The sequence below is a fragment of the Streptomyces sp. NBC_01197 genome (genome assembly GCF_036010505.1).
Lineage (GTDB): Bacteria > Actinomycetota > Actinomycetes > Streptomycetales > Streptomycetaceae > Streptomyces.
In genome coordinates, this window is the sequence record NZ_CP108569.1 from 2,003,301 (window position 1) to 2,028,440 (window position 25,140).

20 protein-coding genes and 1 pseudogene are annotated in these 25,140 nt (G+C 70.1%); 8 read left to right on the forward strand and 13 right to left on the reverse strand.

The features are described 5' to 3' along the window. Positions 1 to 28: 28 nt before the first annotated feature. Positions 29 to 466, reverse strand: coding sequence for a hypothetical protein (locus OG452_RS08915; protein ID WP_327295067.1), 438 nt, complete (start codon positions 464 to 466; stop codon positions 29 to 31). 167 nt (positions 467 to 633) lie between these two features. Here OG452_RS08915 and OG452_RS08920 point away from each other — a divergent pair, with 167 nt between their 5' ends. Continuing rightward, positions 634 to 840 (forward strand): hypothetical protein, encoded by a 207-nt coding sequence (locus OG452_RS08920; protein WP_327295068.1) that lies wholly within the window; start codon positions 634 to 636, stop codon positions 838 to 840. 60 nt (positions 841 to 900) lie between these two features. On the opposite strand, the gene OG452_RS08925 is transcribed toward OG452_RS08920, so the two are convergent. From OG452_RS08925 to OG452_RS08935, 3 genes are all read right to left on the reverse strand, one after another. Further along, positions 901 to 1,659, reverse strand: a complete 759-nt coding sequence (locus OG452_RS08925; RefSeq protein ID WP_327295069.1) for a DUF4291 domain-containing protein — start codon at positions 1,657 to 1,659, stop codon at positions 901 to 903. A 175-nt stretch (positions 1,660 to 1,834) separates the two neighbouring features. Continuing rightward, entirely contained in the window at positions 1,835 to 3,475 is a 1,641-nt protein-coding gene (gene pruA, locus OG452_RS08930; RefSeq protein ID WP_327295070.1) for an L-glutamate gamma-semialdehyde dehydrogenase, read from the reverse strand. A gap of 48 nt (positions 3,476 to 3,523) precedes the next feature. Then, positions 3,524 to 4,450: a proline dehydrogenase family protein gene (locus OG452_RS08935; protein ID WP_327295071.1), complete on the reverse strand. Its 927-nt coding sequence runs from the start codon at positions 4,448 to 4,450 to the stop codon at positions 3,524 to 3,526. A gap of 192 nt (positions 4,451 to 4,642) precedes the next feature. Between OG452_RS08935 and OG452_RS08940 the strand changes: the two genes are divergently transcribed. Next, positions 4,643 to 5,878, forward strand: a complete 1,236-nt coding sequence (locus OG452_RS08940; protein WP_327295072.1) for a PucR family transcriptional regulator — start codon at positions 4,643 to 4,645, stop codon at positions 5,876 to 5,878. Between the two features lie 32 nt (positions 5,879 to 5,910). On the opposite strand, the gene cynR is transcribed toward OG452_RS08940, so the two are convergent. Beyond that, positions 5,911 to 6,816, reverse strand: a complete 906-nt coding sequence (cynR, locus tag OG452_RS08945) for a transcriptional regulator CynR (protein WP_327295073.1) — start codon at positions 6,814 to 6,816, stop codon at positions 5,911 to 5,913. Positions 6,817 to 6,982: 166 nt separating this feature from the next. Between cynR and OG452_RS08950 the strand changes: the two genes are divergently transcribed. From OG452_RS08950 to OG452_RS08960, 3 genes are all read left to right on the forward strand, one after another. Continuing rightward, complete coding sequence (locus tag OG452_RS08950) at positions 6,983 to 7,597, forward strand: carbonic anhydrase (RefSeq protein ID WP_327295074.1); 615 nt, start codon at positions 6,983 to 6,985, stop codon at positions 7,595 to 7,597. 112 nt (positions 7,598 to 7,709) lie between these two features. Next, complete coding sequence (gene cynS / locus OG452_RS08955) at positions 7,710 to 8,180, forward strand: cyanase (protein WP_327295075.1); 471 nt, start codon at positions 7,710 to 7,712, stop codon at positions 8,178 to 8,180. Between the two features lie 72 nt (positions 8,181 to 8,252). Next, positions 8,253 to 8,753: a nucleoside deaminase gene (locus OG452_RS08960; RefSeq protein WP_327295076.1), complete on the forward strand. Its 501-nt coding sequence runs from the start codon at positions 8,253 to 8,255 to the stop codon at positions 8,751 to 8,753. A 108-nt stretch (positions 8,754 to 8,861) separates the two neighbouring features. On the opposite strand, the gene OG452_RS08965 is transcribed toward OG452_RS08960, so the two are convergent. The 7 genes from OG452_RS08965 to OG452_RS08995 all read right to left on the reverse strand — a co-directional run bounded on the left by OG452_RS08965 (position 8,862) and on the right by OG452_RS08995 (position 19,270). After that, entirely contained in the window at positions 8,862 to 9,443 is a 582-nt protein-coding gene (locus OG452_RS08965; RefSeq protein WP_327295077.1) for a TetR/AcrR family transcriptional regulator, read from the reverse strand. Between the two features lie 99 nt (positions 9,444 to 9,542). Next, positions 9,543 to 11,135 carry a phosphoglycerate dehydrogenase gene (serA, locus tag OG452_RS08970; RefSeq protein WP_327295078.1) on the reverse strand — a complete coding sequence of 531 codons (1,593 nt, stop codon included), beginning with the start codon at positions 11,133 to 11,135 and terminating at the stop codon, positions 9,543 to 9,545. A gap of 262 nt (positions 11,136 to 11,397) precedes the next feature. Next, the gene (ilvC, locus tag OG452_RS08975) at positions 11,398 to 12,399 is read right to left on the reverse strand and encodes a ketol-acid reductoisomerase (RefSeq protein WP_327295079.1); all 1,002 of its coding nucleotides are present in this window, start codon (positions 12,397 to 12,399) and stop codon (positions 11,398 to 11,400) included. Between the two features lie 130 nt (positions 12,400 to 12,529). After that, positions 12,530 to 13,057 carry an acetolactate synthase small subunit gene (gene ilvN, locus OG452_RS08980; protein ID WP_327295080.1) on the reverse strand — a complete coding sequence of 176 codons (528 nt, stop codon included), beginning with the start codon at positions 13,055 to 13,057 and terminating at the stop codon, positions 12,530 to 12,532. Positions 13,058 to 13,077: 20 nt separating this feature from the next. Further along, positions 13,078 to 14,964 (reverse strand): acetolactate synthase large subunit, encoded by a 1,887-nt coding sequence (locus OG452_RS08985; RefSeq protein WP_327295081.1) that lies wholly within the window; start codon positions 14,962 to 14,964, stop codon positions 13,078 to 13,080. 216 nt (positions 14,965 to 15,180) lie between these two features. Continuing rightward, on the reverse strand, positions 15,181 to 18,033 hold the full coding sequence (locus tag OG452_RS08990) for a putative bifunctional diguanylate cyclase/phosphodiesterase (RefSeq protein ID WP_327295082.1): 2,853 nt from the start codon (positions 18,031 to 18,033) through the stop codon (positions 15,181 to 15,183). Positions 18,034 to 18,331: 298 nt separating this feature from the next. After that, positions 18,332 to 19,270, reverse strand: coding sequence for a 2-hydroxyacid dehydrogenase (locus OG452_RS08995; RefSeq protein ID WP_327295083.1), 939 nt, complete (start codon positions 19,268 to 19,270; stop codon positions 18,332 to 18,334). Between the two features lie 46 nt (positions 19,271 to 19,316). On the opposite strand from OG452_RS08995, the gene OG452_RS09000 reads away from it, so the two are divergent. The 3 genes from OG452_RS09000 to OG452_RS09010 all read left to right on the forward strand — a co-directional run bounded on the left by OG452_RS09000 (position 19,317) and on the right by OG452_RS09010 (position 21,934). Next, positions 19,317 to 20,309 carry an aldo/keto reductase gene (locus OG452_RS09000; protein ID WP_327295084.1) on the forward strand — a complete coding sequence of 331 codons (993 nt, stop codon included), beginning with the start codon at positions 19,317 to 19,319 and terminating at the stop codon, positions 20,307 to 20,309. A 146-nt stretch (positions 20,310 to 20,455) separates the two neighbouring features. After that, positions 20,456 to 21,664: a PQQ-dependent sugar dehydrogenase gene (locus tag OG452_RS09005; RefSeq protein ID WP_405563244.1), complete on the forward strand. Its 1,209-nt coding sequence runs from the start codon at positions 20,456 to 20,458 to the stop codon at positions 21,662 to 21,664. 66 nt (positions 21,665 to 21,730) lie between these two features. Further along, positions 21,731 to 21,934, forward strand: coding sequence for a DUF6191 domain-containing protein (locus OG452_RS09010; protein WP_327295086.1), 204 nt, complete (start codon positions 21,731 to 21,733; stop codon positions 21,932 to 21,934). 36 nt (positions 21,935 to 21,970) lie between these two features. Here OG452_RS09010 and OG452_RS09015 read toward each other — a convergent pair. Next, positions 21,971 to 25,080: pseudogene (locus tag OG452_RS09015) on the reverse strand (helix-turn-helix transcriptional regulator). Positions 25,081 to 25,140: the final 60 nt, after the last annotated feature.

Here is a 25,140-nt window from a genome sequence, read left to right on the forward strand (position 1 = left end):
CATCGCCCCGCGTGCACTCGCGCGGACCTCACACGGGCTCACACGTGCTCACACCGGGACGATCTCGATGCCGTCGGGCACCCCGTCGAGCGTGCGCACCACCCCCGTGCTCACCTGGAGCGTCGTGAGGTGCGGGAAGGCGCTCAGTCATTCCAGGCCCGCCCCGGTCGTACCCGAGCCACAGCCTGGTCAGCCGCTCGGCGACGATCCCATCGAGCAGCTGGTCCGGTGTGAACATCCCGGAGATCAGCATCCGCGACCGTCCGCCCAGTCGGCGCAGCGTGCGGAGCTCCGACATGTCCGACACCGGGAAGTCGAGTCCGTCCTCGCCGAGATGGGCGATGATCTCGTCCGCGTAGATGTCGGTGTCATAGCGCCGCCAGTCACCCGCGAGCTGGGATCGCACGGCCCAGGACGAGCGGTCCCGCATCCGGACCAGGTACCCGATCGCCCGGTCGTCGGCCACCGAGGTGGCGGTGACCGGCCCCGGCCGGACAGCGCCTGCTCGGCCGGGAGCGCGGGCTGCGGCGGCGCGGCGCCTGTGACGCCGAACTCCGCCTCCAGGCTGAGGTAGGCGGTGTCCAGCGGCCGGCTGTCCGGCGAGTGGGCCAGCTCGATCCCGAAGATGGTGAGGTGGTTAGGGCCCGCGATGATGTCCTGCGCGTACCGCTCCTCGAACGCGGCGTCCTCGCTGGTCCGATCGGGGTAGCGCCGGGCGAGCGCGTCCAGCTGCTCACTCAGCAGGGCCAGTTGGCGTGCCTGGTGCCCAGCCGGACCGCCTGGAGATCGTCGATCTCGGCGGTCCGGGCGCCCGATACGGCGAGCGCGCGCCCCGTGTGAGGGACGCCGTACGCCCTCCGAACGGTTCACCGTGCGCCCACCGTTGGGGCTGGACCGGGCTTACGGACGGGGGCCGCCGGGGGCGCCCGTCCCACCCCCGCTGCCCGTACCGCCGGGCTCGTCCGTTCCGCGGGGAAGCACGGCCGAGAGCAGCCCGCCGTGCACCGGATACGCCCCCTCCCTGGGCAGCAGCGCGGCAGCGCCCGTCGCGTCACCGGCCAGGACCAGCGCATGGATTCGGTGGACCAGCGGGGTCGCATCGGTGATCGAAACGGTCCACTCGTCGGCGTACCGGCGGACGGCGTCACCGGAGAGACCGAGCTGCAGTGAGCGGTACGGCTGCGGCCTGAGCCACAGATCGCGTTCCGGGTCCCACTGCACACGCGCCGGGGACTGCTTCAACTCCCGCTTCCAGGAGGCCTGATCGTCGTGGACGGACCGCTCGTACGAGGAGAGGCAGGCGTTCCGCAGCGCCCAGTCGAACCCCGACCTGCTGATCTCTACGGCCAGCACCGTCTCCTGGCCCTCCTTCGCCGCCCAGCCGCAGCGGTACATCATCCACAGGAACGAGGGCTTGATCCAGGTCATCCGGTCGCGCTTCCAGACCGCGGGGAACCGGGCGTCGCGGGCGGCCGGCAGGCCGATGGACGGCGTGTACGCCTGGTAGACGGTGACCGTCGACTCGGTGTGCAGCGCGCGGATGCGGTGCTTCGGTTCGGTGGCGGGGTGTGTTTCGGCGGCGGGGTGCGTTTCGGTGGCCGGATGTGCGCCGGTGGCGGGCTGTACGTGGGTGCTGTGCCCGGTGATCTGTTCTGCCATGCGGCAAGGGTGCGCCGTCATCGCCCGTGCGGGCCACCGGAATTACGGCGGCCCGCACAGCTCACACGGAACGCCCGGACATGGAACCTGGCCCGCATGGAACCTGGCCCGGACATGGATCCGCCCCCTCGCGGCGGTGGACCGGGAGGGGGCGGCGTCTCGGGGCGGGCCGGGATCAGCCCTGGTGGGGGTAGGTGTACTCGGTCGGCGGGACCAGGGTCTCCTTGATGGCCCGGGTCAGGGTCCACCGCTGGAGGTTCTGCGGAGCACCGGCCTTGTCGTTGGTGCCCGAGGCGCGGCCGCCGCCGAAGGGCTGCTGGCCGACCACGGCGCCGGTCGACTTGTCGTTGATGTAGAAGTTGCCCGCCGCGTAGCGGAGCTTCTCCATCGTGTGCGCGGCCGCCGCGCGGTCCGCCGCGATGACCGAGCCGGTCAGGGCGTAGTCGGAAGCCGACTCCATCTGCTCCAGCATCGCGTCGTACGAGCCGTCCTGGCTGTCGTCGTAGACGTGGACGGCGAGGATCGGGCCGAAGTACTCGGTCGTGAAGACCTCGTTCGCCGGGTCGGTGCACTCGATGACCGTGGGACGCACGAAATATCCGACGGAGTCGTCATAGGTACCGCCCGCGATGACCTTGCAAGTCGGGTCGGCCTTGGCGCGGTCGATCGCGGCCTTGTTCTTCGCGAACGCGCGGTCGTCGATGACGGCGCCCATGAAGTTCGACAGGTCCGTGACGTCACCCATGGTGATCCAGTCGACCTCGGCGGCGAACTCCTCGCGGAAGCCGCTGTTCCAGATCGAGGCGGGGATGTACGCACGCGAGGAGGCCGAGCACTTCTGGCCCTGGAACTCGAACGAGCCACGGGTCAGCGCGGTCTTCAGCACGGCGCGGTCGGCGCTCGGGTGCGCGACCACGAAGTCCTTGCCGCCGGTCTCGCCCACCAGGCGCGGGTAGGTGCGGTACTTGCCGATGTTCTCGCCGACCGTCTTCCACAGGTACTGGAAGGTGGGGGTGGAGCCGGTGAAGTGGATGCCCGCGAGATCGCGGTGGTTCAGCGCGACCTCGGAGACCGCGATGCCGTCGCCCGTCACCAGGTTGATGACGCCCTTGGGGAGGCCGGCCTCCGTGAGGAGCTCCATGAGCAGGACGGCCGCGTGGGTCTGTGTCGGGGACGGCTTCCAGACGACCACGTTGCCCATCAGGGCCGGGGCGGTCGGCAGGTTGCCCGCGATGGCCGTGAAGTTGAACGGCGTGATCGCGTAGACGAAGCCTTCGAGCGGCCGGTGGTCCAGCCGGTTCCAGACGCCCGGGGAGTTGGCCGGGGGCTGCTCGGCCAGCAGGTCACGGGCGTACTTGACGTTGAAGCGCCAGAAGTCGATCAGCTCGCAGGGCGTGTCGATCTCGGCCTGCTGGGCCGTCTTGCCCTGGCCGAGCATGGTCGAGGCGGCCAGCGTCTCGCGCCACGGGCCCGAGAGCAGCTCGGCGGCGCGCAGGATGATCGCGGCACGGTCGTCGAAGGACATCGCGCGCCAGGCGGGGGCTGCGGCCAGCGCGGCGTCGATGGCGTCCTGGGCGTCGGCCTGCGTGGCGTGCGCACCGGTGCCGATGACGGACTGGTGGTTGTGCGGCTGGACGACGGTGAACGGCTCGCCGCCACCCATCCGCTTCGCGCCGCCGATGTTCATGGTGAGCTCGATGGGGTTCTCGGCCAGCTCCTTGAGCTTGGCTTCGAGACGCGCGCGCTCCGGGCTGCCCGGGGCGTAGGAGTGGACCGGCTCGTTGACCGGCGCGGGGACCTGGGTCACAGCGTCCATGAGTGCCTTGTCTCCTTTATGTCTGAGGTGGGTGGTCAGCCGGGCAGGTCAGCCCTTGGTGAGCACGGAGCGGCCGAAGAACAGCAGGTTCGCCGGCTTCTCCGCGAGGCGGCGCATGAAATAGCCGTACCAGTCGGTGCCGTACGCCGTGTAGACGCGCATCCGGTGGCCCTCGGCCGCGAGCCGGATGTGCTCGTCGCTGCGGATGCCGTACAGCATCTGGAACTCGTACTCGTTCAGTTTGCGCCCGGCCCTGCGGGCCAGCTCCTGGCCGACGGCGATCAGACGCGGGTCGTGGGACCCGATCATCGGGTAGCCCTCGCCGTCCATGAGGATCTTCAGGATCCGGACGTACGCCTTGTCGATCTCGGCCTTGGCCTGGTACGCGACGGAGGCGGGCTCCTTGTAGGCGCCCTTCACGATACGGACCCGGCTGCCGGCCGCGGCGAGGCGGCGGGCGTCGTCCTCGGTGCGGAAGAGGTAGGCCTGAATGACACAGCCGGTCTGCGGGAAGTCCTTCCGCAGCTCCTCGTGGATGGCGAACATCGAGTCGAGCGTGGTGTGGTCCTCGGCATCAAGGGTAACCGTGGTGCCGATGGCGGCGGCGGCCTCGACGACCCGGCGGACGTTGGCGAGCGCCAGCTCGTGGCCGCCCTCCAGGCCCTGTCCGAACATCGACAGCTTGACCGACATCTCGGCCTTCTCGCCCAGACCGAGGCCCTTGAGGCGCTCGACCAGCTCCAGATAGGCGTCGCGGGCGGCGGTGGCCTGCTCGGGGGTGGTGATGTCCTCACCCACCACGTCGAGGGTGACCTCAAGGCCCTTGCCGGCGGCGTCCTCGATGATCGGGACGACCTGCTCGACGGTCTCACCGGCGATGAAGCGGGCGACGACCTGCTTGGTGCCCGGCGCGGCCGAAATGAACCGGCGCATCTTGTCACTTCGCGCCGCAGCGAGGATCACGGGAGCCAGCACGGAGCACCTCCAACCAAAAGTACGAACGAGGACCGTAGCGGTATGGGAGCGGCACGAACCGAATCGGGCCGGTACAGCACGGGGGACTACTCCGAAACTTAAGGACCGCCCCGATGTTCTGCCATCGACAGCTGTCACGCATCCGTGCCCTGGATCTCAGACATATGTCTGAAGGGGTGGGAGAATGCCGGCGTGAAGGGTGACTACCAGGAACTGGCCGACGAGATCTCGGCGCTGCTCGGCGCCCCCGCGACCCTCGAGAACCGGGACTTCGGGCTGATCGCCTTCGGGGCGCACAACAGCGAGGACGACAGCGAGATGGACCCGGTCCGTACCCGCTCGATCCTCACCCGGCGGTCCACCCCGGCCGTCCGTGCCTGGTTCGAGGACTTCGGCATCACCCGCGCCACCGGCCCGGTCCGCATCCCCGCCGCCCCGGAGGCCGGGGTCTACCGTGGCCGGATCTGTCTGCCCGTACGCCACAGGGGCACCGTGTACGGATATGTCTGGCTGCTGGACTCCGACCCCGGCCCCACGGACCGCCGACTGGCCGCGGCGATGGAGGTGACCGCGCGCATCGGCGACCTGCTGTTCGAGGAGGCGCAGGCGGGCGCCGGACTCTCGCGTGAATTCCGCGCGGTGCTCACCTCCGAAGGGGGCTGGCCACGCGACATGGCGGTGGCCGCGCTGGGTACGGCGCTGGGACCGGGCGCGGACGGGCTGCACGCCATGGTGTGTGTGGCGCCCTGGCCGGACGAGGATCCTCCGGTCCGCCCCGTCCCGGCCGCCGCCGCGCTGTGCACCCTGCCGGGCACGGGCCCGGACACCGGCCCCGAAAGCCCGGGATCCGGTACGGGCGGCCCCGGCACGGGCCCCGGGCCGGCCGACAGCGGGGGCGCGCCCACCGAGAAGGCTCCGTACGCGTACGCCCTGGCCGCGCTGATCAGAGTGCGCAGCGCGGGCACCCTCGACCCGGCGCTGAGTGCCGCTTCACGCCTCGCTGAGCTGGCGGGGGCCGGGGCCACGGCGGGTGTGGCACCGGCCCGGCACGGTCTGACCGGGTTGTCGGTGTCCTGGCGGGAGTGCGCGGCAGCGGCCCGCGCCGCGGCGGCCGAGCCACGGTTCGGCCCGGTCGCGGAGTGGGCATCGATCGGTCCGTACCGCCTGCTGACCGCGCTCCCCCGGGGGCTCGCGCGCGACACGGTGGTGCGGGACCTCACGGCGCCGGCCCATGCCGAACTGGCCCACACCGCCGAGGTGTTCCTCGACTGCGCGGGCCAGGCCGGGCGTACCGCGTCGGTGCTCGGGATCCACCGCCAGACCCTCTACTACCGCCTCTCCCGTATCGAGCAGCTGACCGGCCTCGATCTGGACGAGGGCGAGGACCGGCTGCTGCTGCACATGGCGCTGAAGGGGGCGCGGCTGTAGCGGCTCCGGCTACATCAGTTGTAGCGGCTCAGTCAGGCGGGCGCGTAGCCGCGGGTGTGGAGGACCTGCTGGACGACATCGGCGAAGGCGCGGGACGCGGAACTCCGGTAGGCGCTCTCGCGCCGGAGGAGGGCGACGGTGCGCTGCGGAAGAGGCGGATCGAGAGGCACCGGACGCAGGTGCGGGTGGTCGTGGGTGATGGCGTCAGGCAGGACGGTGGCCAGCGGGGTGCGCCGGACGATCTCGGTGAGCGCCTGAATGGAGTTGGCCTCCACCATGATGCGGGGGCTGACCCGCTCCTGGGCGAAGTAGGCGTCGATGTGGCCGCGGGTGGCGAAGTCGCCGCTGAGCAGCGCGAGATGACACTCGGCGAGGTCCCTGACCGGCAGCGGCCGTCCGTGGCCGGCGTCGGCCCGGTCCGCGCCGATGACGAGGCTGAGGGTCTCGGTGAACAGGGCTGACGCGGCGATTCCGGGCAGGTGGGGTCCGTCGAAGGCGATACCGAGGTCGAGGCCGTCGGCGAGGAGGGCTGACTCGATGTGATCCTGCGTCATCTCCCTGACTTCCAGGGCGATACCGGGATGGCGGGTGTGCAGCTCGGCGATCAGGGGCCCGATCAGATAGGCGGTGAAGGTCGGGGTCACCGCCAGCCGCAGAGTGCCCCGGGAGAGGTCCTGGACATCGGCGACAGCGCGTTCGGCGGCTGCCAGGTCGCGCAGCGCCCGGCGGGCGTAGTGCTCGTACGCCTCGCCGGCGTCGGTGAGGCGCACGGAGCGGCCGGTACGGTCCAGCAGCTGCGCCCCCACACCACGCTCCAGCTGTTTGATCTGCTGGGACAGGGTGGGCTGGGAGATCCGCAGGTCTTCGGCGGCGCGGGTGAAGCTGCCGTGCTCGGCCACTGCGAGCAGATAGCGCAGATGACGCAGTTCCAGGGCCATGGTTCAACTATAGATGACAACAATAGACCTTATGAATATTACGTCTTGGACGCTATAGCCCCAGGTCGTGCACAGTGGATCCAGTCGGCCAGCGGTTCCGGTCAGCCCACGGGCCCGGCATGCATCGCCTCCGCATCCACCAAATCCTCCACCGAAGGGAGTGGCCATGCCCGACCTCACTGAGGGAGTACGGCGCTTCAAGCGGGACCTCTTTCCCCCCAGGGCGGAGCTCTTCGCCCACCTCGCGGGCCACCACCGGCCCACGACGCTGTTCATCGGCTGCTCCGACGCCCGTGTCGTGCCGGAGCTGATCTGCGCCAGCGAACCCGGTGAGCTGTTCGTGATCCGCACCGCCGGCAACCTCGTCCCCGCCCACACCCAGGGCCGCGCCGACGGGATCGCGGCGAGCATCGAGTACGCCGTCGCGGTGCTCGGCGTGTCCGGGATCGTGGTCTGCGGGCACTCCGCCTGCGGCGCGATGACCGCCCTGGCCGAGGGCCACGACCTGACCGGCACCCCCGAGGTCGCCGGCTGGCTGCGGCAGGCGGACACCATCCGGGCCGAGAGCGTTACCACGGCCGGGACCGGGGCGGGCGCCGTTGACGCGCTCGTACGCCGGAACGTGCTCGCCCAGCTGGCCAGCCTGGCCACCCACCCCTCGGTGGCCCGCGCCCTCGCCGCCCGCACCGTCGCCCTGCACGGCTGGGTCTTCGACATCGCCACGGGCACCGTCGAAGAACTCGACCCCGCGACCGGCCGCGGCACCGCTCTCACCGCCTGACCTGCGCCCCCGCCCCCTGGCCCCCGCCGCAACGAGGCGCCCGGGATCCACCCGCCCGAGAACCGCCGCACCCGCACCCGCGGGAAGCAGCTCACCGAAAGGAAACCAGCTCATGGTGCACGCACAGCTGGACCCCACCGCCCGTCAGGCCCTGGCCGTCGCAGCCGTCGAGGCCAAGACCCGCATGGACCTGTCCTGGCAGCAGATCGCCGACGCCGCCGGACTTTCGCCCGCCTTCACCACCGCCGCCGTCCTCGGCCAGCACGCCCTGCCGGCCGAAGCCGCGCAGGCCGTCGCCGGTCTCCTCGGCCTGGACGAGGAAGCGGTGATGCTGCTGCAGACGATCCCCACCCGCGGTTCGATTCCCGGCGGCGCGCCGACCGACCCGACGATCTACCGCTTCCACGAGATGCTCCAGGTCTACGGCACCACGCTCAAGGCCCTGATCCACGAGCAGTTCGGCGACGGCATCATCAGCGCGATCAACTTCCGGCTCGATGTGCGGAAGGTCGCCGACCCGGAGGGCGGCGAGCGCGCCGTCATCACCCTGGACGGCAAGTACCTGCCCACCAGGCCCTTCTGACCCGCAGGCCCCGCTCCCCTCCCCCGTACCCCGGTTTCCACACCCGCCGTTTCACACCCTGGAGGAACCCTCATGGACTTCGCGCAGCGCACCATCGACCTCGCCCGGCAGAACGTCGCCGACGGCGGCCGGCCGTTCGCGACCGTCATCGTCAAGGACGGCGAAATCCTCGCCGAGAGCGCCAACAAGGTCGCCCAGACCAACGACCCGACGGCACACGCCGAGGTCCTCGCCATCCGCGACGCGTGCGTGAAGCTGGGCACCGAGCACCTGGCCGGCACCACCATCTACGTCCTGGCGCACCCCTGCCCGATGTGCCTCGGGGCGCTGTACTACTGCTCCCCGGACGAGGTCGTCTTCCTGACCACCCGTGACGCCTACGAGCCGCACTACGTGGACGACCGCAAGTACTTCGAACTCGACACCTTCTACGGTGAGTTCGCCAAGGACTACACCGAGCGGCGGCTGCCCATGCGCCACCATGCGCATGACGGCGCGGTGGACGTCTACCGGTTCTGGCAGGAGCTGAACGGCGGCGAGCGCCGCGTGCCCGGGGCCCCCACCGCAAGCTGACGCCCCGGTAACCGGAAGGGGTGGCGGGGCAGGCCCTGCCCGCCACCCGGGGCAGCAGCCGAGCAGACGGGAACAGTCCGCTCGCGGCGCCTTCGGGCAGCCTGGTCGTCAGGCGGGCCCGTCGTCCCCGACGATCGCCCTGAGCCCGTCCGTGAGGTCCCGCGCGGAGGGGGCCGTGCCGGGATCCATCAGCCACTGCACCATCACCCCGACGAGCAGCGCCTGGTAGACGAGTCCGGCCGTACGGGCCTTCTCCGGGTCGGTCTTCTCGTCGATGCCCTGGAAGTTCTCGGCGAGCCCAAGACGGCCCTCCTTCTGCGGCCCGGCGATCGCCTTGCGCAGCTCGGGCTCGTCATCGAAACGCGAGACCACTTCGAGCTGGAGTTTCCACAGGGCCTGGCTGCCCTCGTAGGAGCCGATGACCTTCCCCCACACCGCCTCCAAGCGCTCGTACGGATCGGCGATGGCCGTGGGATCCACCCCCGACTCCTCGCCGACCGCGTCGCCCCACTCCTCGGTCACCTTGAGGAAGGCCAGATTCAGCAGGGCCTCCTTGGAACCGTAGTGGTAGCCGATGGAGGCCAGATTCGTACCGGAGGCGGCGACGATGTCGCGGGCCGTCGTCCGCGCGTATCCCTTCTCCAGCAGGCAGCGCTTGGCGCCTTCGAGCAGATCCTCACGATGTCCCATGACAGCAGCGTACCCGGCTCACAGACGCCTGTGTAAGACAAGCGTCTACGAACCGGGCACAGCGGTGACGTGCGGAAATCAGCGTCAGCCTGCGGAAAATCAGTCGGTCAGGTCGACCGAACGGGCCGAGACGGCGCCGATCTCCTCGGAGATCTCGGCCAGCACGGCCGGCGGCACGGTGTCGTCGACGGTGAGGACGACCAGCGCCTCGCCGCCCACGGCCGCCCGCGAGACCTGCATGCCCGCGATGTTCAGCCCGGCCTCGCCGAGGATCTTGCCGACGGCGCCGACCACACCCGGGCGGTCCGTGTAACGCAGCACGACCATGTGGTCGGAGAGCGCCACGTCCACGTCGTACTCACCGACGGAGACGATCTTCTGGAGGTTCTTCGGACCGGCCAGCGTGCCGGAGACCGAGACCTCCTCGCCGTCCGCGAGGGTTCCCCGGACGGTGACGACGTTGCGGTGGTCGGGCGACTCGGAGCTCGTCGTCAGACGGACCTCGACACCGCGCTCCTGCGCGAACAGCGGGGCGTTGACGTAGCTCACGGTCTCGTCCACGACATCCTCGAACACACCCTTGAGCGCGGAGAGTTCGAGCACCTTGACGTCGTGCTGGGTGATCTCGCCGTACACCTCGACGTCGAGCCGGGCCGCGACCTCGCCCGCCAGCGCGGTGAAGATCCGGCCGAGCTTCTCCGCGAGCGGCAGCCCCGGGCGCACGTCCTCGGCGATCACGCCACCCTGGACGTTGACCGCGTCGGGGACGAGCTCACCGGCGAGCGCGAGGCGGACGGACTTGGCGACCGCGACACCCGCCTTCTCCTGTGCCTCGTCCGTGGAGGCACCGAGGTGCGGGGTGCAGACGACCTGGTCGAACTGGAAGAGCGGGGAGTCCGTGCAGGGCTCCTTCGCATACACGTCCAGGCCGGCACCGGCGACGCGGCCCTCCTTGAGGGCGGAGGCGAGCGCCTCCTCGTCCACGATCCCGCCACGCGCGGCGTTGACGATCCGGACGTGCGGCTGCACCTTGTGCAGCGCCTCGTCGCCGATCAGGCCGATCGTCTCGGGGGTCTTGGGGAGGTGCACGGTGATGAAGTCCGCGACCTCCAGCAGCTCGTCGAGCGAGAGCAGCTTGACGCCCATCTGGGCGGCGCGCGCGGGCTGTACGTAGGGGTCGTAGGCGACGATCTTCATGCCGAAGGCCGACATGCGCTGCGCGACCAGGACACCGATCCGGCCGAGGCCGACGACACCGAGGGTCTTCTCGCTCAGCTCGACGCCGGTGTACTTCGAGCGCTTCCACTCGGCGTTCTTGAGCGCGCTGTTGGCCTGCGGAATGTTGCGCGCGGTGGCGACCAGCAGACCGCAGGCGAGCTCGGCGGCAGTGACGATGTTGGAGGTCGGCGCGTTCACGACCATGACGCCGGCCTTGGTGGCGGCGGAGACATCGACGTTGTCCAGGCCGACACCGGCACGAGCGACGATCTTCAGCTTCTTGGCCGCGGCGACTGCCTCGGCATCGACCTTGGTCGCCGAGCGCACCAGGATCGCGTCCACGTCGGCGATGGCGAGCAGCAGCTCCGCGCGGTCGGCGCCGTTGCAGTGCCGGACCTCGAAGTCCGGGCCCAGCGCGTCCACGGTGGCGGGCGACAGCTCTTCAGCGATGAGTACGACAGGTTTCGAGCTCACGTGAGTCCTCACAAGTCCGAAGGCGAAGGGGGCCCCTCCCGCTCCGTCCAGGCAGTGGGGGCGGACGGCCGTCCGACGACCGCAGGCGGAGGGGCTGGGGCGCGTGGAAGACGCACGACGCTGTGGGCCTGACGCGTATGTTCTGAGCAGTGTAGTGGCGTTGCGGCTTACTTATTCCGCCAGTACGGAAGGATCACCCGTCCGTGGTTGGCCGCAATGGACAGGGGGCCGTCCGGTGCGGAAGGCCCCCTGTCCTCGTGGCTTACGCCTCGTCGTTGTCGACCCAGCTCATGAGCTTGCGGAGCTCCTTGCCCGTGGTCTCGAGCAGGTGGTTCTCGTCGGCCTTCTTGTACTCGTTGTACTTCTTCAGGCCGCCGTGGTACTCGTCCATCCAGTTCTTGGCGAACGTACCGTCCTGGATCTCGCCCAGGATCTTCTTCATCTCGACCTTGGTCTGGTCGGTGATGATGCGCGGGCCGCTGACGTAGTCGCCCCACTCGGCGGTCTCGGAGATCGACCAGCGCATCTTCTCCAGGCCGCCCTCGTACATGAGGTCCACGATCAGCTTGAGCTCGTGGAGGCACTCGAAGTACGCGATCTCCGGCTGGTAACCGGCCTCGGTCAGCGTCTCGAAGCCCGCCTTGACCAGCGCGGCGGTGCCACCGCAGAGGACGGCCTGCTCGCCGAAGAGGTCGGTCTCGGTCTCCTCGGTGAAGGTCGTCTTGATGACGCCGGCCCGGGTGCCGCCGATGCCCTTCGCGTACGAGAGCGCCAGCGCCAGGCCCTTGCCCGACGCGTCCTGCTCGACGGCCACGATGCACGGAACGCCGCGGCCTTCCTCGTACTGACGGCGGACCAGGTGGCCCGGACCCTTCGGGGCGACCATGCAGACGTCGACGTTGGCCGGCGGCTTGATGAAGTCGAAGCGGATGTTCAGACCGTGGCCGAAGAACAGCGCGTCGCCGTCCTTGAGGTTGTCCTTGATGGACTCCTCGTAGACCTGGGCCTGGATCGGGTCCGGGACGAGGATCATGATGACGTCGGCCTCGGCGGACGCCTCGGCGGGGGTCACCACGCGCAGGCCCTGCTCCTCGGCCTTGGCCTTGGACTTGGAGCCCTCGTGCAGACCGACCCGGACGTCGACACCCGAGTCACGCAGCGACAGCGCGTGGGCGTGGCCCTGGCTGCCGTATCCGATGACTGCGACCTTGCGGCCCTGGATGATCGACAGGTCGGCATCGTCGTCGTAGAAAAGCTCGGCCACTGGGATATCTCCTTGGTGTGCAGGTGTTACGGCCCACCGTACGGCGGGCGGGGGAGGGAAGGTTTCCGGGTCTCGCCATGCGAGCGGGCGGGCACCGCGTGATCCGCCGGAACGCGCGGTGCCCGACGGCTCAGGCGCTGCGTTCGAGCGACCGCAGGCTGCGGTCGGTGATGGAGCGCGCGCCGCGGCCTATGGCGATCGAGCCGGACTGGACGAGTTCCTTGATGCCGTACTGCTCCAGCATCTTGAGCATCGCGTCCAGCTTGTCGGTCCCGCCGGTGGCCTCGATGGTCACGGCCTCCGGTGAGACATCCACGGTCTTGGCGCGGAACAACTGGACGATCTCGACGATCTGGGAGCGGGTCTCGTTGTCGGCGCGGACCTTCACCAGGACGAGCTCGCGCTGGATCGCAGCGCCGGGCTCGAGTTCGACGATCTTCAGGACGTTGACCAGCTTGTTGAGCTGCTTCGTCACCTGCTCCAGCGGCAGGTCGTCGACACTCACCACAATGGTGATGCGGGAGATGTCGGGGTGTTCGGTGACGCCCACGGCGAGCGAGTCGATGTTGAAGCCGCGGCGGGAGAACAGGGCGGCGATCCGGGCGAGGATGCCCGGCGTGTTCTCGACCAGGACGGAGAGCGTGTGCTTGGTGGACATGTCGTCGGTCTCTCTCTGTCTCAGTTCTCTTCGCTGTCGCCGAAGTCGGGGCGGACACCGCGGGCGGCCATGACCTCGTCGTTGGAGGTACCGGCGGCCACCATGGGCCAGACCATCGCGTCCTCGTGGACGATGAAGTCGACCACGACCGGGCGGTCGTTGATCGCGTTCGCCTCGGCGATGACCTTGTCCAGGTCCTCCGGACGCTCACAGCGCAGCGCGACACAGCCCATGGCCTCGGACAGCTTCACGAAGTCCGGAATACGGGTCCCGCCGCTGGCCTTGCCGTCCGCCGCGATGCCGTCGGCGTCGGGGCCGGAGTGCAGCACCGTGTTGGAGTAGCGCTGGTTGTAGAAGAGGGTCTGCCACTGGCGGACCATCCCGAGCGCGCCGTTGTTGATGATCGCGACCTTGATCGGGATGTTGTTGAGCGCGCAGGTGGTCAGTTCCTGATTGGTCATCTGGAAGCAGCCGTCGCCGTCGATCGCCCAGACCATCCGGTCCGGCATACCGGCCTTGGCGCCCATCGCCGCCGGGACCGCGTAGCCCATCGTGCCGGCGCCGCCGGAGTTCAGCCAGGTGGCCGGGTGCTCGTACTGGATGAAGTGCGAGGCCCACATCTGGTGCTGTCCGACGCCCGCCGCGAAGATCGTGTCGCCGTCGGCGGCCTGGCCGATGCGCTCGATGACCTGCTGCGGGGAGAGGCTGCCGTCCGCGGGCAGGTCGTAGCCCAGCGGGTAGGTGTCGCGCCAGCGGTTGAGGTCCGTCCACCAGTCCGCGTACCGCTTCTGGGCGGCGGGCCCCATGGTGCCCTCGGTGTGCTCGGCCTGGACGGCCTGGACCAGGTCGGCGATGACCTCGCGGGCGTCTCCGACGATCGGGACGTCCACCACACGGTTCTTGCCGATCTCGGCGGGGTCGACGTCCGCGTGGATGACCTTGGCGTCCGGCGCGAAGCTGTCCAGCTTGCCGGTGACGCGGTCGTCGAAGCGGGTGCCGAGCGCGATCAGCAGATCGGACTTCTGCAGCGCGGTCACCGCGGTCACCGCACCGTGCATCCCGGGCATACCCACGTGCTGCGGGTGGCTGTCGGGGAAGGCGCCGAGCGCCATCAGCGTGGTGGTGACCGGTGCCCCGGTCAGCTCGGCGAGCACCTTGAGCTCCGCGGTGGCGTGCGCCTTGATGACACCGCCGCCGACGTACAGCACCGGGCGCTTGGACTGCGCGATGAGCCGCGCGGCCTCACGGATCTGCTTGGCGTGCGGCTTGGTCACCGGCCGGTAGCCGGGCAGCTCCAGCTGCGGCGGCCAGGAGAACGTCGTCTGCGCCTGCAGTGCGTCCTTGGCGATGTCCACCAGCACCGGTCCCGGCCGCCCGGTAGAGGCGACCTGGAACGCCTCGGCGATCACCCGCGGGATGTCGGCCGCGTCGGTGACCAGCCAGTTGTGCTTGGTGATCGGCATCGTGATGCCGCAGATGTCCGCCTCCTGGAAGGCGTCCGTACCGATGGAGGCGGAAGCCACCTGGCCGGTGATCGCGACCAGCGGGACCGAGTCCATGTGTGCGTCGGCGATCGGCGTGACCAGGTTGGTGGCGCCCGGCCCCGAGGTGGCCATGCACACCCCGACCTTGCCGGTGGCCTGCGCATAACCGGTGGCCGCGTGACCCGCTCCCTGCTCGTGGCGGACCAGGATGTGACGGACCCGGGTGGAGTCCATCATCGGGTCGTACGCCGGGAGGATCGCACCGCCGGGAATGCCGAATACCGTATCGGCCCCGACTTCCTCGAGAGAACGGATGAGGGACTGCGCGCCCGTGACGTGCTCGACGGTGGCGGACGAAGGTCCGCCGTTACGGGCCCGCGGCTGCGGGTGGTGGGCCCCGGTGGCCTGCTCGGTCATCGGCATTCTCTTCTCGAAGCTGAGGGTTTTTGCGGGGATTTTCGCGGTGTTCCGGTGGTGCTGGTGCAACAAAAAACCCCCCGTGCCGTGAGGCAAGCGAGGGGAGCGCGTCGGGGGCGTTGAGCGGAGCTGGTGAGGAGCTCTGCTTCAGCCGACGCGCTTTCCAAGTACGAGAATTCGGGTGGTCATGGCACTGACCCTCCTCCCGCCCCCCGGTGACTGTCAAGTGGGTGGGACAGGCGTCTCATTATTTGAACCGGCGAAGGACCGTGTTCCGAGCAGTACCGGCCTGGCCGCGCCACCCGGCAGGGGGAAGCGAGAACGGCTCAGTGAGCGGCGCAGCCGGTACTCGTCCAATGGCCCGGCGAAAGCCATGCCCTGTCCGTGGGTGCATCCCATGGCACGCAGCGCTGTCACCTGTTCGGGTAAATCGACCCCGTCCGCGACCGACTGCATACCCAGATCGCAGGCGATGCGCAGCAGCCCGCTGGTGATTTTATGCAGCCGCGCCGATTCCACCACGCCCTCGACCAGTCCGCGGTCCAGTTTGAGTACGTCGACGGGCAGCCGCCTCAGTGCGTTTATCGCGGCGTACCCCCGGCCGAATCCGTCCAGGGCGATCCGCACACCGTGCCTGCGCAGGACCATCAGACGGCGCTCCAGCTCCTCGAAGGCGATCCTCGGGTCGCTGTCGGCGATCTCGATGACCAGGGCGCCGGAGGGCAGCCCGTGCCGGGAGAGGAGCGCCTCGATGGACCCGAGCGGCATGGATCTGTCCAGCAGCCTGCGGGCGGAGAGGCGCACGGCCACCGGCACCTGGTGCCCGGCGCCGCCGCGGTCCGCGGCCTGCTCGACGGCCTCTTCGAGCAGCCATCGGCTGAGCTCGCCGGTGCGCGCGCCCTCGGCCAGGTCCCCGGTCTCGTGGACCCGGAGGAACTCCGCCGGGGTGAAGAGGATGCCCTGGGTGGACCGCCAGCGGGCGTGAGCGGCGACAGCGGCGATCTGTCCGGTGGTGAGATTCACTACGGGCTGGTGCAGCAGGGCGAACTCGCCGTCGTGCAGCGCGGTACGGAGCCTGGCGGTCAGCTCGGACCGGCGGACGACCTCGGCCTGCATCTGCGGCGCGTACAGCTCGACGCGGTTCTTGCCGCCGGCTTTCGCACGGTACATGGCGAGGTCGGCGTTGCGCATCAGGTCGGTCGGGGTGATACCCGACTCGGCGAAGGCGACGCCGATGGAGGCCGCGACCCGCACCTCGCTGCCCTCGATCCGGTACGGCTCGGAGAGCCGCAGCCGGAGCCGGTCGGCGATCTCGTGGACCTGGGATTCGCGGGCGGACTGGTCCTGGCCGCCGTTGCCGATGATCAGGGCGGCGAACTCGTCGCCGCCGAGCCGGGCCGCCGTGTCCGCGGCCCGGACGGATTCCTGGAGGCGGCGGGCGGCCTGGATCAGCAGCTCGTCCCCGGCCTGGTGGCCGATGGTGTCGTTCACCGCCTTGAAGCCGTCCAGATCGATGAAGAGCACCGCTGTGCCGTGGTCCGTCGCTCTGCGCCCGAAGAGCGCCTTGCGGACCCGGTCGGTGAAGAGCGCGCGGTTGGGCAGGCCGGTGAGCGGATCGTGCTCGGCGTTGTGCTGCAACTGCGCCTGGAGCCGGACCCGTTCGGTCACGTCCCTGCTGTTGAAGATCAAACCGCCCTGGTGGCGGTTGACCGTGGACTCGACATTGAGCCAGTCGCCGGTGCCGGATCTGAAGCGGCACTCGATACGGGTGGTGGGCTCGGTGGCGGGTGAGGCGGCGAGAAACCGCCGCACCTCGTGGACCACTCGCCCCAGGTCCTCGGAGTGGATGAGTGAGGCGAGCTCGGAGCCGATGAGTTCTTCGGCGTCCCGCCCGTACACACCGGCGGCGGCGGGGCTGACGTACCGCAGGATGCCGGTGGGGGCGGCGATCATGATGACATCGCTGGACCCCTGCACCAGGGAGCGGAAGTGGTTCTCCTTCTGGGCCAGTTCATGGGTGAGCGCGATGTTGTCGACGAGCATGATGCCCTGCCGTACGACCAAGGCGAGGACGACCGTGCAGCCGGTGAAGACGACCACCCGGTCCACTCTGCGGCCGTCGATCACGTTGTCGAGGATGCCGAGGGTGCAGACGGCGGCGGCGAGATACGGCGTGAGGGCGGACAGCGATCCCGCGATCGGGCGGCTCGGGCGCCCCGGCTGGCGGATTCCCCGTGGCTCGGGCGCCGGGTCGGCCCCGGTGAATCCGGTGGCTCCCAGCCGCGCGGCCCAGGGTGCGTACGCCAGGAGCAGCGACCCCGCGAACCAGCCGGCGTCCAGCAGCTGGCCCGAGTGGTAGTTCGCGCGCAGCAGCGGCGAGGTGAACAGGGCGTCGGACAGGACGGTCAGGGCGAGCCCGGCGATGGCGGTGTTGATCGCCGAGCGGTTGGCGTTGGACCTGCGGAAGTGCAGGGCGAGCACCATCGACACCAGGACGATGTCGAGGAGCGGGTAGGCGAGCGAGAGGGCCGCGTGGGCCACGCTCTCGTGGCTGCCTTCCAGCCGCGCGGTGTGGGCCAGCGCAAGGCTCCAGGAGAGCGTCAGCAGCGAGCCGCCGATGAGCCAGGCGTCCAGCGCCAGGCAGACCCAGCCGGCCCGGGTGACCGGACGCTTGGCGAGGACCAGCAGCCCCACGATGGCCGGCGGCGCGAAGCAGAGGAAGAAGAGATCGGCGAGGGAGGGACTGGGCACCGGGACCCGCAGGACGACCTCGTACCAGCCCCACACCGCGTTTCCGCAGGAGGCCATCGCGGAGGAGAGCGCGAAGAGCAGCCAGGCGGGACGAAACCTGATCTCCCGGGTACGCGCATAGAAGAGGCAGGAGACCGCCGCCAGCGCCGCGGCGAAGCTGAGACCGAAGTCGCCCATCACGAGAGCCAGCTGCTTGGAGCCCCAGTCGAAGGCCGAGCCGACCGCGTACCCTCCGCACACCACGGCGAGGAGGAGTTGGGAGAGCAGACCCGCGGGGCCGCCGGGGGCCGGCTGCCGGGCGAGCAGCGCCCCCGACGCGCTCACCGCTCCTCCCCCGGGCCCGCCGTCCGCGGCATCACCCGGCGCTGGCCGGATCTGTACAGGGCGGGCCGCCGGGAACGCCGTCGATGGCCCCGCTGCGTCAGCTGGTTCGTCCATTGGCCGTGCATCGCCCGTCGCCCCCTCGGAATCTGTACGCTCCCCCGCACCGTGACCTTGCGCGGTGGAACCCCCATCCGGACGATACACCAGGACCGTCACTCAGGGACATAGCGCTTCTACGCTCCGTTACGATCAGGAGAGTTACGGACACACAGCGCATCCAATTGCCTGCAGAACGTGCCTATTCGGTCGTCAGGACGACATTGTCCAACTGCTCGTCCGCGGCGAACCGGGTCAGCTGCGCGACCAGCAGACGTTGGGCGCGCGGCATGAACGCCGAGGTGGGACCGCCCGCGTGGGGGCTGATGAGGCAGCCGGGCGCGTGCCACAACGGATGCCCCGCGGGCAGCGGTTCGGGGTCGGTGACGTCGAGGGCCGCGTGCAGCCGTTCCGACTCCAGCTCGGTGAGGAGGGCCTTGGTGTCGACAACGGGTCCGCGCGCGACGTTCACCAGCAGCGCACCGTCCTTCATCGCCGCCAGGAACTCCGCGCCCGCAAGGCCCCTGGTCTGCTCGGTGAGCGGCGTGGAGAGGACGACGACGTCCGCTTGCGGCAGCAGTTCGGGCAGCTCGGTGAACGCGTGCACTTGACCGCGCTCCGTGGTGCGTGAGGAGCGCGCGACGCGCACAACCCGCGCGCACTCGAAGGGCGCGAGCCGGTCCTCGATGGCGGCACCGATCGACCCGTATCCGACGATCAGTACGGACTTGTCGGCGAGCGCCGGGCGGAATCCGGACCGCCACTCCTCGCGCTGCTGGCCGCGCACGAAGTCGGGTATGCCACGCAGCGAGGCAAGTATCAGGGTGAGGGCGAGTTCGGCGGTCGACGCCTCGTGCACACCGCGCGCGTTGCAGAGCCGCACGCCCGCGTGGAGACGGTCAAGTCCCGGGCGTACGTGGTCCACACCGGCCGAGAGGGTCTGCACGACGCGCAGATTCGTCATCGCGCCGAGAGGGCGCAGGGCGACCGCCATGCCCTGCATGTAGGGGACCACGTAGAAGGCGCAGTCCGCGGGGTCCGCCGGGTATTGCGGACCGCCGTTCCAGAAACGGTAACGGAGGGCGCCGGGCAGCCCGTCGATCTTGTCGGGCGGGAAGGGGAGCCACACATCAGCAGTCATGACCAGGAGGTTAGTTTGGGGTCGGGAAGAGGGAGGATGCGGCCAGGTGGAGCGCAGGACAATCGGGGCGGCAGCGCTCGAAGTGGGCGCGATCGGGCTCGGCTGCATGCCGATGAGCTGGGCGTACACCGGGTCTCAGCAGCGCGGGGACCGTTCGTTGCGTACCGTGCACGCCGCACTCGACGCCGGCTCGACCCTCCTCGACACAGCCGACATGTACGGCCCGTTCACCAATGAACTGCTGCTGGGAAGGATCCTGAAGGAGCGCAGGGCCGATGCCTTGCTCTCCACCAAGTGTGGCCTCCTGGCGGGCGAACAGCACATCGTGGCCAACGGCAGGCCGGGTTATATACGCCGGGCCTGCGATGCCTCGCTGCGGCGGCTGCAGACCGATGTGATCGACCTCTACCAGTTGCACAGGGCCGACCCCGAGGTGCCGGTCGAGGAGACCTGGGGGGCGATGGCCGAGCTGGTCGCCGCGGGGAAGGTGCGGGCCCTCGGGTTCTGCGCGGTCGGAGCGCGCGCCTCCCGGCGCTCCGGCGCCCGCCTGCATGACGCGACGCTCGGGCAGCTGGACCGGGTGCAGCAGGTCTTCCCGGTGAGCGCGGTACAGGCTGAGCTGTCGGTCTGGTCCCGGGACGCTCTCGACACGCTGCTGCCGTGGTGCGAGGCGCGCGGGGTCGGCTTCCTGGCCGCGATGCCGCTGGGGAACGGTTTCCTCTCGGGCACGCTCACCCCGGGGCAGGGCTTCGAGCCCGACGACATGCGGGCGAGGCACCCACGGTTCACCGCCGAGATGATGGCGGCGAACCAGCCGGTGGTGGCGGGGCTGCGGCGGATCGCGGAACGGCACCGGGCGACGCCTGCCCAGGTGGCACTGGCGTGGGTGCTGAGGCAGGGGCCGCATGTGGTGCCGGTGCCGGGGACCAAGCAGGAGCGGTGGGCCGTGGAGAACGCTCGTGCTGCGGAACTGGTGCCGACAGCAGAGGATCTGGGGGAGATCTCGGAACTGCCGCCCGCACGGGGCTCCTGGGACTGAGCGTCTCCGTACTGCCCAGCGTCTCTTTACTACCCAGCGTCTCTGTACTGCCCGTTCTGCGCGCCTGCGGACAGGGCAGGCCGGGGGCGCGGCTCTTGCGGGGGCCCGGCGGGCGCGGGTGGGAACCGGCGGCGGACCTGCGGTGTATGAACAGTAGCTGTGCTGTCGTCGAAGGGATCAGAACCGTGCAACGTCCAGCTGTGACAGCCGTATTGGCCTCCGCCCTGCTGCTGTCGGCCGTCGGGTGCTCCTCCGGGGGCGGTGAGCGGCTCACCGGCACGGGCCGCGGCCCCGGGCCGCACGCGGCCACCTCCGCGTCGGCCTCCCCGTCCAGAGCCGTCCCACCGGCGAAGGGGGCGGTCAAGGTGGTCTCGACCCTCGCCACGGGCCTCGACTCGCCGTGGGGGGTGGCGGTGCTCCCGGAGGGAGATCTGCTGGTCTCCTCACGCGATCGGGGGACCATCACCAAGGTCGACGCCAAGACCGGCCGGAAGACCGTGATCGGGAGGGTCGCGGGCGTCGCGCCGGGCGGTGAGGGCGGTCTGCTGGGGATAGCGCTCTCCCCTTCGTACGCCTCGGACCATCTGGTCTACGCGTACTTCACCACCACGTCCGACAACCGCATCGCGCGCATGTTCTACGACGAGAAACAGCCGGCGGGACAGCAGCTGGGGGCGCCCGACACCGTCTTCAAGGGCATCCCGAAGGGCGCCATTCACAACGGCGGACGGATCGCGTTCGGACCGGACAAGATGCTCTATGCCGGGACCGGGGAGACCGGTGACAGGGGTCTGGCCCAGGACAAGAAGTCACTGGGCGGAAAGATCCTCCGGATGACACCGGACGGACAGCCGGTACACGGCGATCCCTGGGCCGACTCCGTCGTCTACTCCTATGGCCACCGCAACGTGGAAGGCCTCGCCTGGGACACGGACGGGCGGCTGTGGGCCGACGAATTCGGCCAGGACGCCTGGGACGAGCTCAATCTGATCGGTCCCGGGAAGAACTACGGCTGGCCCGAGGTGGAGGGCAAAGCGGGAAACAGAGCGGCAAAGGCGGGGTTCACGGACCCGGTGGAGCAGTGGAAGACGGCGGATGCCTCACCCAGCGGTATCGCGTATGCCGAGGGGTCCGTCTGGATGGCGTCCCTGCGCGGTGAGCGGCTGTGGCGGATCCCGCTCAACGGCGCCAAGCCGTCGGCCCCGCCCCATGCCTTCCTCCAGGGCAAGTACGGGCGGCTGCGTACGGTGGTCCCCGCAGGCGGGGACAGGCTGTGGCTGGTCACCAGCAATACCGATTCGCGGGGCAGGCCCAAGGCCGGGGACGACCGGATCCTCCAGCTGGAGGTGAAGTAGCCGGGGTTACGCTGAGGAGGGCTCACCGCACGGGAGCCCGGCCGGGGCTCACCGCAGGGGGTCTGGATGTTCAACCTGATAGAGCAGCTCTTCGCGCCCGGGCGCAAACACACCGAGGACGAGAACAAGCGGCTGGAGCTCTCCCGTGTCGATCTCAACGACGGCGATCCGGGGCGCGGCCCGATAGACCTTGACTCGGGGACAGTGATCATCCGTGCACAGGACGAGGACCAGTGCCAGCACCAGGACCGCCCGGCGTCCGATTCCTAGGGGCCACCGGCATCCGTACCCTCGGACCCGTACAGCTCAGAAAGCCCCTTGAACGGTGGGCTCCGGGAAATCCGCCACGGCGTCCGTGAAGAGGTGCAGCCGGTGAGCCAGTGCGGCTGCCTCGCCTCGGCCGGTGACGCCCAGCTTGGCCAGGATGTTGGAGACGTGCACGCTCGCCGTCTTGGGTGCGATGAACAGCGTTTCGGCTATCTGGCGATTGGTGCGGCCTGCCGCGACCAGGCGTAGGACGTCCTGCTCACGACTGGTGAGGCCGAAGGCGTCGACAGCGCTGCGCGTGTCTCCCGGCGCGGAAGCAGTTGGGTGATCCGCCGCTTCGGTCAGGGGGAGTCTGGCGCGCTGCGCGAGCAGCGTGATCTCCTCGGTCAGCGGGCGTGCGCCCAGCCGGTCGGCCGTCGCGAGGCTGCTGCGGAGCAGCTTCACCGCGCGCTCCCGGACCGCGCGCTCCCGGCCCACGGCTTCGCGGTCGGAGCCGGGCGTGAGCAGGGCAGTGGCCCAGTGCTGGCGCACCTGCGCTCGTAGGGGCGTTCCAGTGGCTCCAGGGCCCCGGCAGCCGCGCTCCAGTGCTCCGGCCGGTCAAGACCGTCAGCGCGGGCCAGCTCGGCGCTGACGTGCAGGGCATAGGCGCTCCAGAGCGGTACCGGTGTGGCGAGCCGCTGCGCCGTCGAGCGGATGAGGGCCAGAGACTCCGTGCGCCCCGGCTCGGCCGTCGGCAGGCCGCGGGTGTTGGCCTCGGCGGTGGCGGCTGCGAGTACCAGGGGCCAGACGTACCGCTGGGTGCCGGGAGGGAACCCCGCTTCCACGGCCCCGGCCAGTACCGCACGGGCCTCGTCCAGTTGCCCCCGGGCGGCCAGTATCCCGAGGGTGAGCCTGGCCAGGGGTATGGAGTCCTGCGGCATCGGGTCGTGGGTGCCGAAGTGGGCGTTGGCGGAGGCCAGGTGCCGGGCTGCCTCGTCCTGCTTCCCGCGGAGCAGTGCCAGGTCCGCGAGTTGCAGGCATGCGTTGCCCCGGGGCTTGGCGCTCTGCGCGTACCGGAGTACCCACTGCGCGCATGCCGAGGCCTCGTCCCAGCGGCCCAGGGCGAACAGCGAGTCGGTCATGTTGCCGCGGATCCAGGCTCCGTGGTCCCGCAGGCCGTACTTGCCCGCGAGGGCGATACCGGCGGTGCCCATGTCGACGACCTCGGCGGAACGGCCTATGGCCTCCAGGTTCGACATCAGATTGGTGTACGCGCGGCTCCCCTCGGCGACCAGGCCGAGTTCGGTCGTCCGCTTGAGAGCGGCCCGCATGGTGGCCAGCCCGGTCTCGATGTCGCCGGAGTCGACCAGGAGGCCGCCCAGCGTGAGGCGGGCGCTCAGTTCGGTCTCCTCCGCGCCGACCAGCCGGGCGTACTCCACGGCGCGCTCGGCAGCGGTCAGGCTGTCGGGCCCCGGTTCGTGGAGCATCGCCCAGTTGGCCGCGGTGGTGAGGAGCTGGGCGTGGACGGCCGACGGGGGCAGCCCGCGTACCAGCTCCTGCGCCGTGGCGATCTCCCGCCGGCCGTTGCCACGGGCGAGGCTCTGCTCCAGCTTGGCCCGCTCGTTCCAGAACCAGGCGGCGCGCAGTACGTCGTCGGCGCCGCCATCGATGATGCGCAGGGCCTTCTTGGAGATCTTCAGTGACCGTTCACGCTCGCCGCAGCAGCGTGCGGCGACCACTGCTTCGGCGAGCAGGTCGAGATAGCGCAGCGCGGACGGCGCGGATGTCCCGGCTTCGTGTCCGCAGGCCGGGTAGGCACCGGCGGAGTCCATCGGCCGCAACCCGTCCCGCACCTCGGCGGGCACACTGTCCCAGAGCTCCATCGCCCGCTCCAGCAGCTGCAGTTGCTCGGAGTAGGCGTGGCGCCGGCGTGCCTCCGCCGAGGCCAGCAGCACGGCGGGCAGGGCCTTCGCCGCGTCATGCGCGTAGTACCAGTAGCCGGCGAGCCGGGTGGTGCGCGCGTCCGCCCGTACGAGCGAAAGGTCGTTCTCCAGGGCCTCAGCGCAGCGGCGGTTGATACGGGAGCGTTCCCCCGGCAGCAGATCGTCGCTGACCGCCTCGCGTACCAGGGAGTGCCGGAAGCAGTAGCCGCCGCCGTCCGGCGCCGCGATCAGGATGCTGGCCCCGACGGCTGCCCGCAGCGCCTCGATCAGGTCGTCCTCGGACAGCCGGGTAACGGCGGCGAGCAGCGGATACTCGACGGTCGAGCCGCCCTCTGCCGCGAACCGGACAACCCGCTGGGCAGCCTCGGGCAGGGCCTCGACCCGGACCAGCAGAAGATCACGCAGTGAGTCGCTGATCCCGGAGACCGAGCAGTCGCCGCCGCTGCAGACGGCCAGCTCCTCGACGAAGAAGGCGTTGCCGTCGGAACGGGTGAAGATCTCGTCGGCCAGCGCGGCGTCCGGCTCGGCGGCGAGGATGCCGGCCAGCTGGAGTCGCACCTCGGACCGGGTGAAACGGGCCAGCTCGATCCGGCGGACCGTCCGCAGCCGGTCCAGTTCGGCCAGCAGCGGCCGCAGCGGGTGGCGCCGGTGGATGTCGTCGGCCCGGTAGGTGGCTACGACCACGAGGCGTCCGCTGCTCAGAGTGCGGAAGAGATAGGCGAGCAGATGGCGCGTGGACGCGTCGGCCCAGTGAAGGTCCTCCAGGACCAGCACCACCGTACGGTCGGCGGCGATCCGCTCTAGGAGCCGGGAGGTCAGCTCGAAGAGCCGGGCCGTGCCGTCCTCGTGGTACGCCTGCCGGCTGGTGTCGCCCAATTCGGGCAGCAGTCTGGCCAGTTCGCCCTCCTGGCCCTCGATCGCCGTGGCCATCTCGTCGGGAAGGTGGCGGCGCAGCGCGCGCAAGGCGGTGGAGAACGGGGCGTACGGAAGGCCGTCGGCGCCGATCTCGACACAGCCGCCGACCGTGACGACGGCCCCGGCGCGGCCGGCGCCCTCGATGAACTCCTCGACGAGCCGGGTCTTGCCGACGCCGGCCTCCCCGCCGATGAGAAGCGCCTGCGGCTCCCCTCGGGTGGCTCGGGACAGCGCTTCTCCGAGAACGGCCAACTCATCGGCTCGGCCGACGAATACGGGGCTCACTGAGGTGGACTCCACAGCGCCGAGCATCGCACAGCGGTCCGACAGTGCGGCGCCCGATATACGGGTGCCGCCTGCTGTGGTGCCGGT

Coding starts and splice junctions, on each gene's coding strand:
- OG452_RS08925 (WP_327295069.1), bottom strand. CDS start 1,659: ATGGCAGAACAGATCACCGGGCACAGCACCCACGTACAGCCCGCCACC.
- pruA (WP_327295070.1), bottom strand. CDS start 3,475: ATGGACGCTGTGACCCAGGTCCCCGCGCCGGTCAACGAGCCGGTCCAC.
- cynR (WP_327295073.1), bottom strand. CDS start 6,816: ATGGCCCTGGAACTGCGTCATCTGCGCTATCTGCTCGCAGTGGCCGAG.
- OG452_RS08950 (WP_327295074.1), top strand. CDS start 6,983: ATGCCCGACCTCACTGAGGGAGTACGGCGCTTCAAGCGGGACCTCTTT.
- cynS (WP_327295075.1), top strand. CDS start 7,710: ATGGTGCACGCACAGCTGGACCCCACCGCCCGTCAGGCCCTGGCCGTC.
- OG452_RS08960 (WP_327295076.1), top strand. CDS start 8,253: ATGGACTTCGCGCAGCGCACCATCGACCTCGCCCGGCAGAACGTCGCC.
- OG452_RS08965 (WP_327295077.1), bottom strand. CDS start 9,443: ATGGGACATCGTGAGGATCTGCTCGAAGGCGCCAAGCGCTGCCTGCTG.
- ilvN (WP_327295080.1), bottom strand. CDS start 13,057: ATGTCCACCAAGCACACGCTCTCCGTCCTGGTCGAGAACACGCCGGGC.
- OG452_RS08985 (WP_327295081.1), bottom strand. CDS start 14,964: ATGCCGATGACCGAGCAGGCCACCGGGGCCCACCACCCGCAGCCGCGG.
- OG452_RS08995 (WP_327295083.1), bottom strand. CDS start 19,270: ATGACTGCTGATGTGTGGCTCCCCTTCCCGCCCGACAAGATCGACGGG.
- OG452_RS09005 (WP_405563244.1), top strand. CDS start 20,456: ATGAACAGTAGCTGTGCTGTCGTCGAAGGGATCAGAACCGTGCAACGT.
- OG452_RS09010 (WP_327295086.1), top strand. CDS start 21,731: ATGTTCAACCTGATAGAGCAGCTCTTCGCGCCCGGGCGCAAACACACC.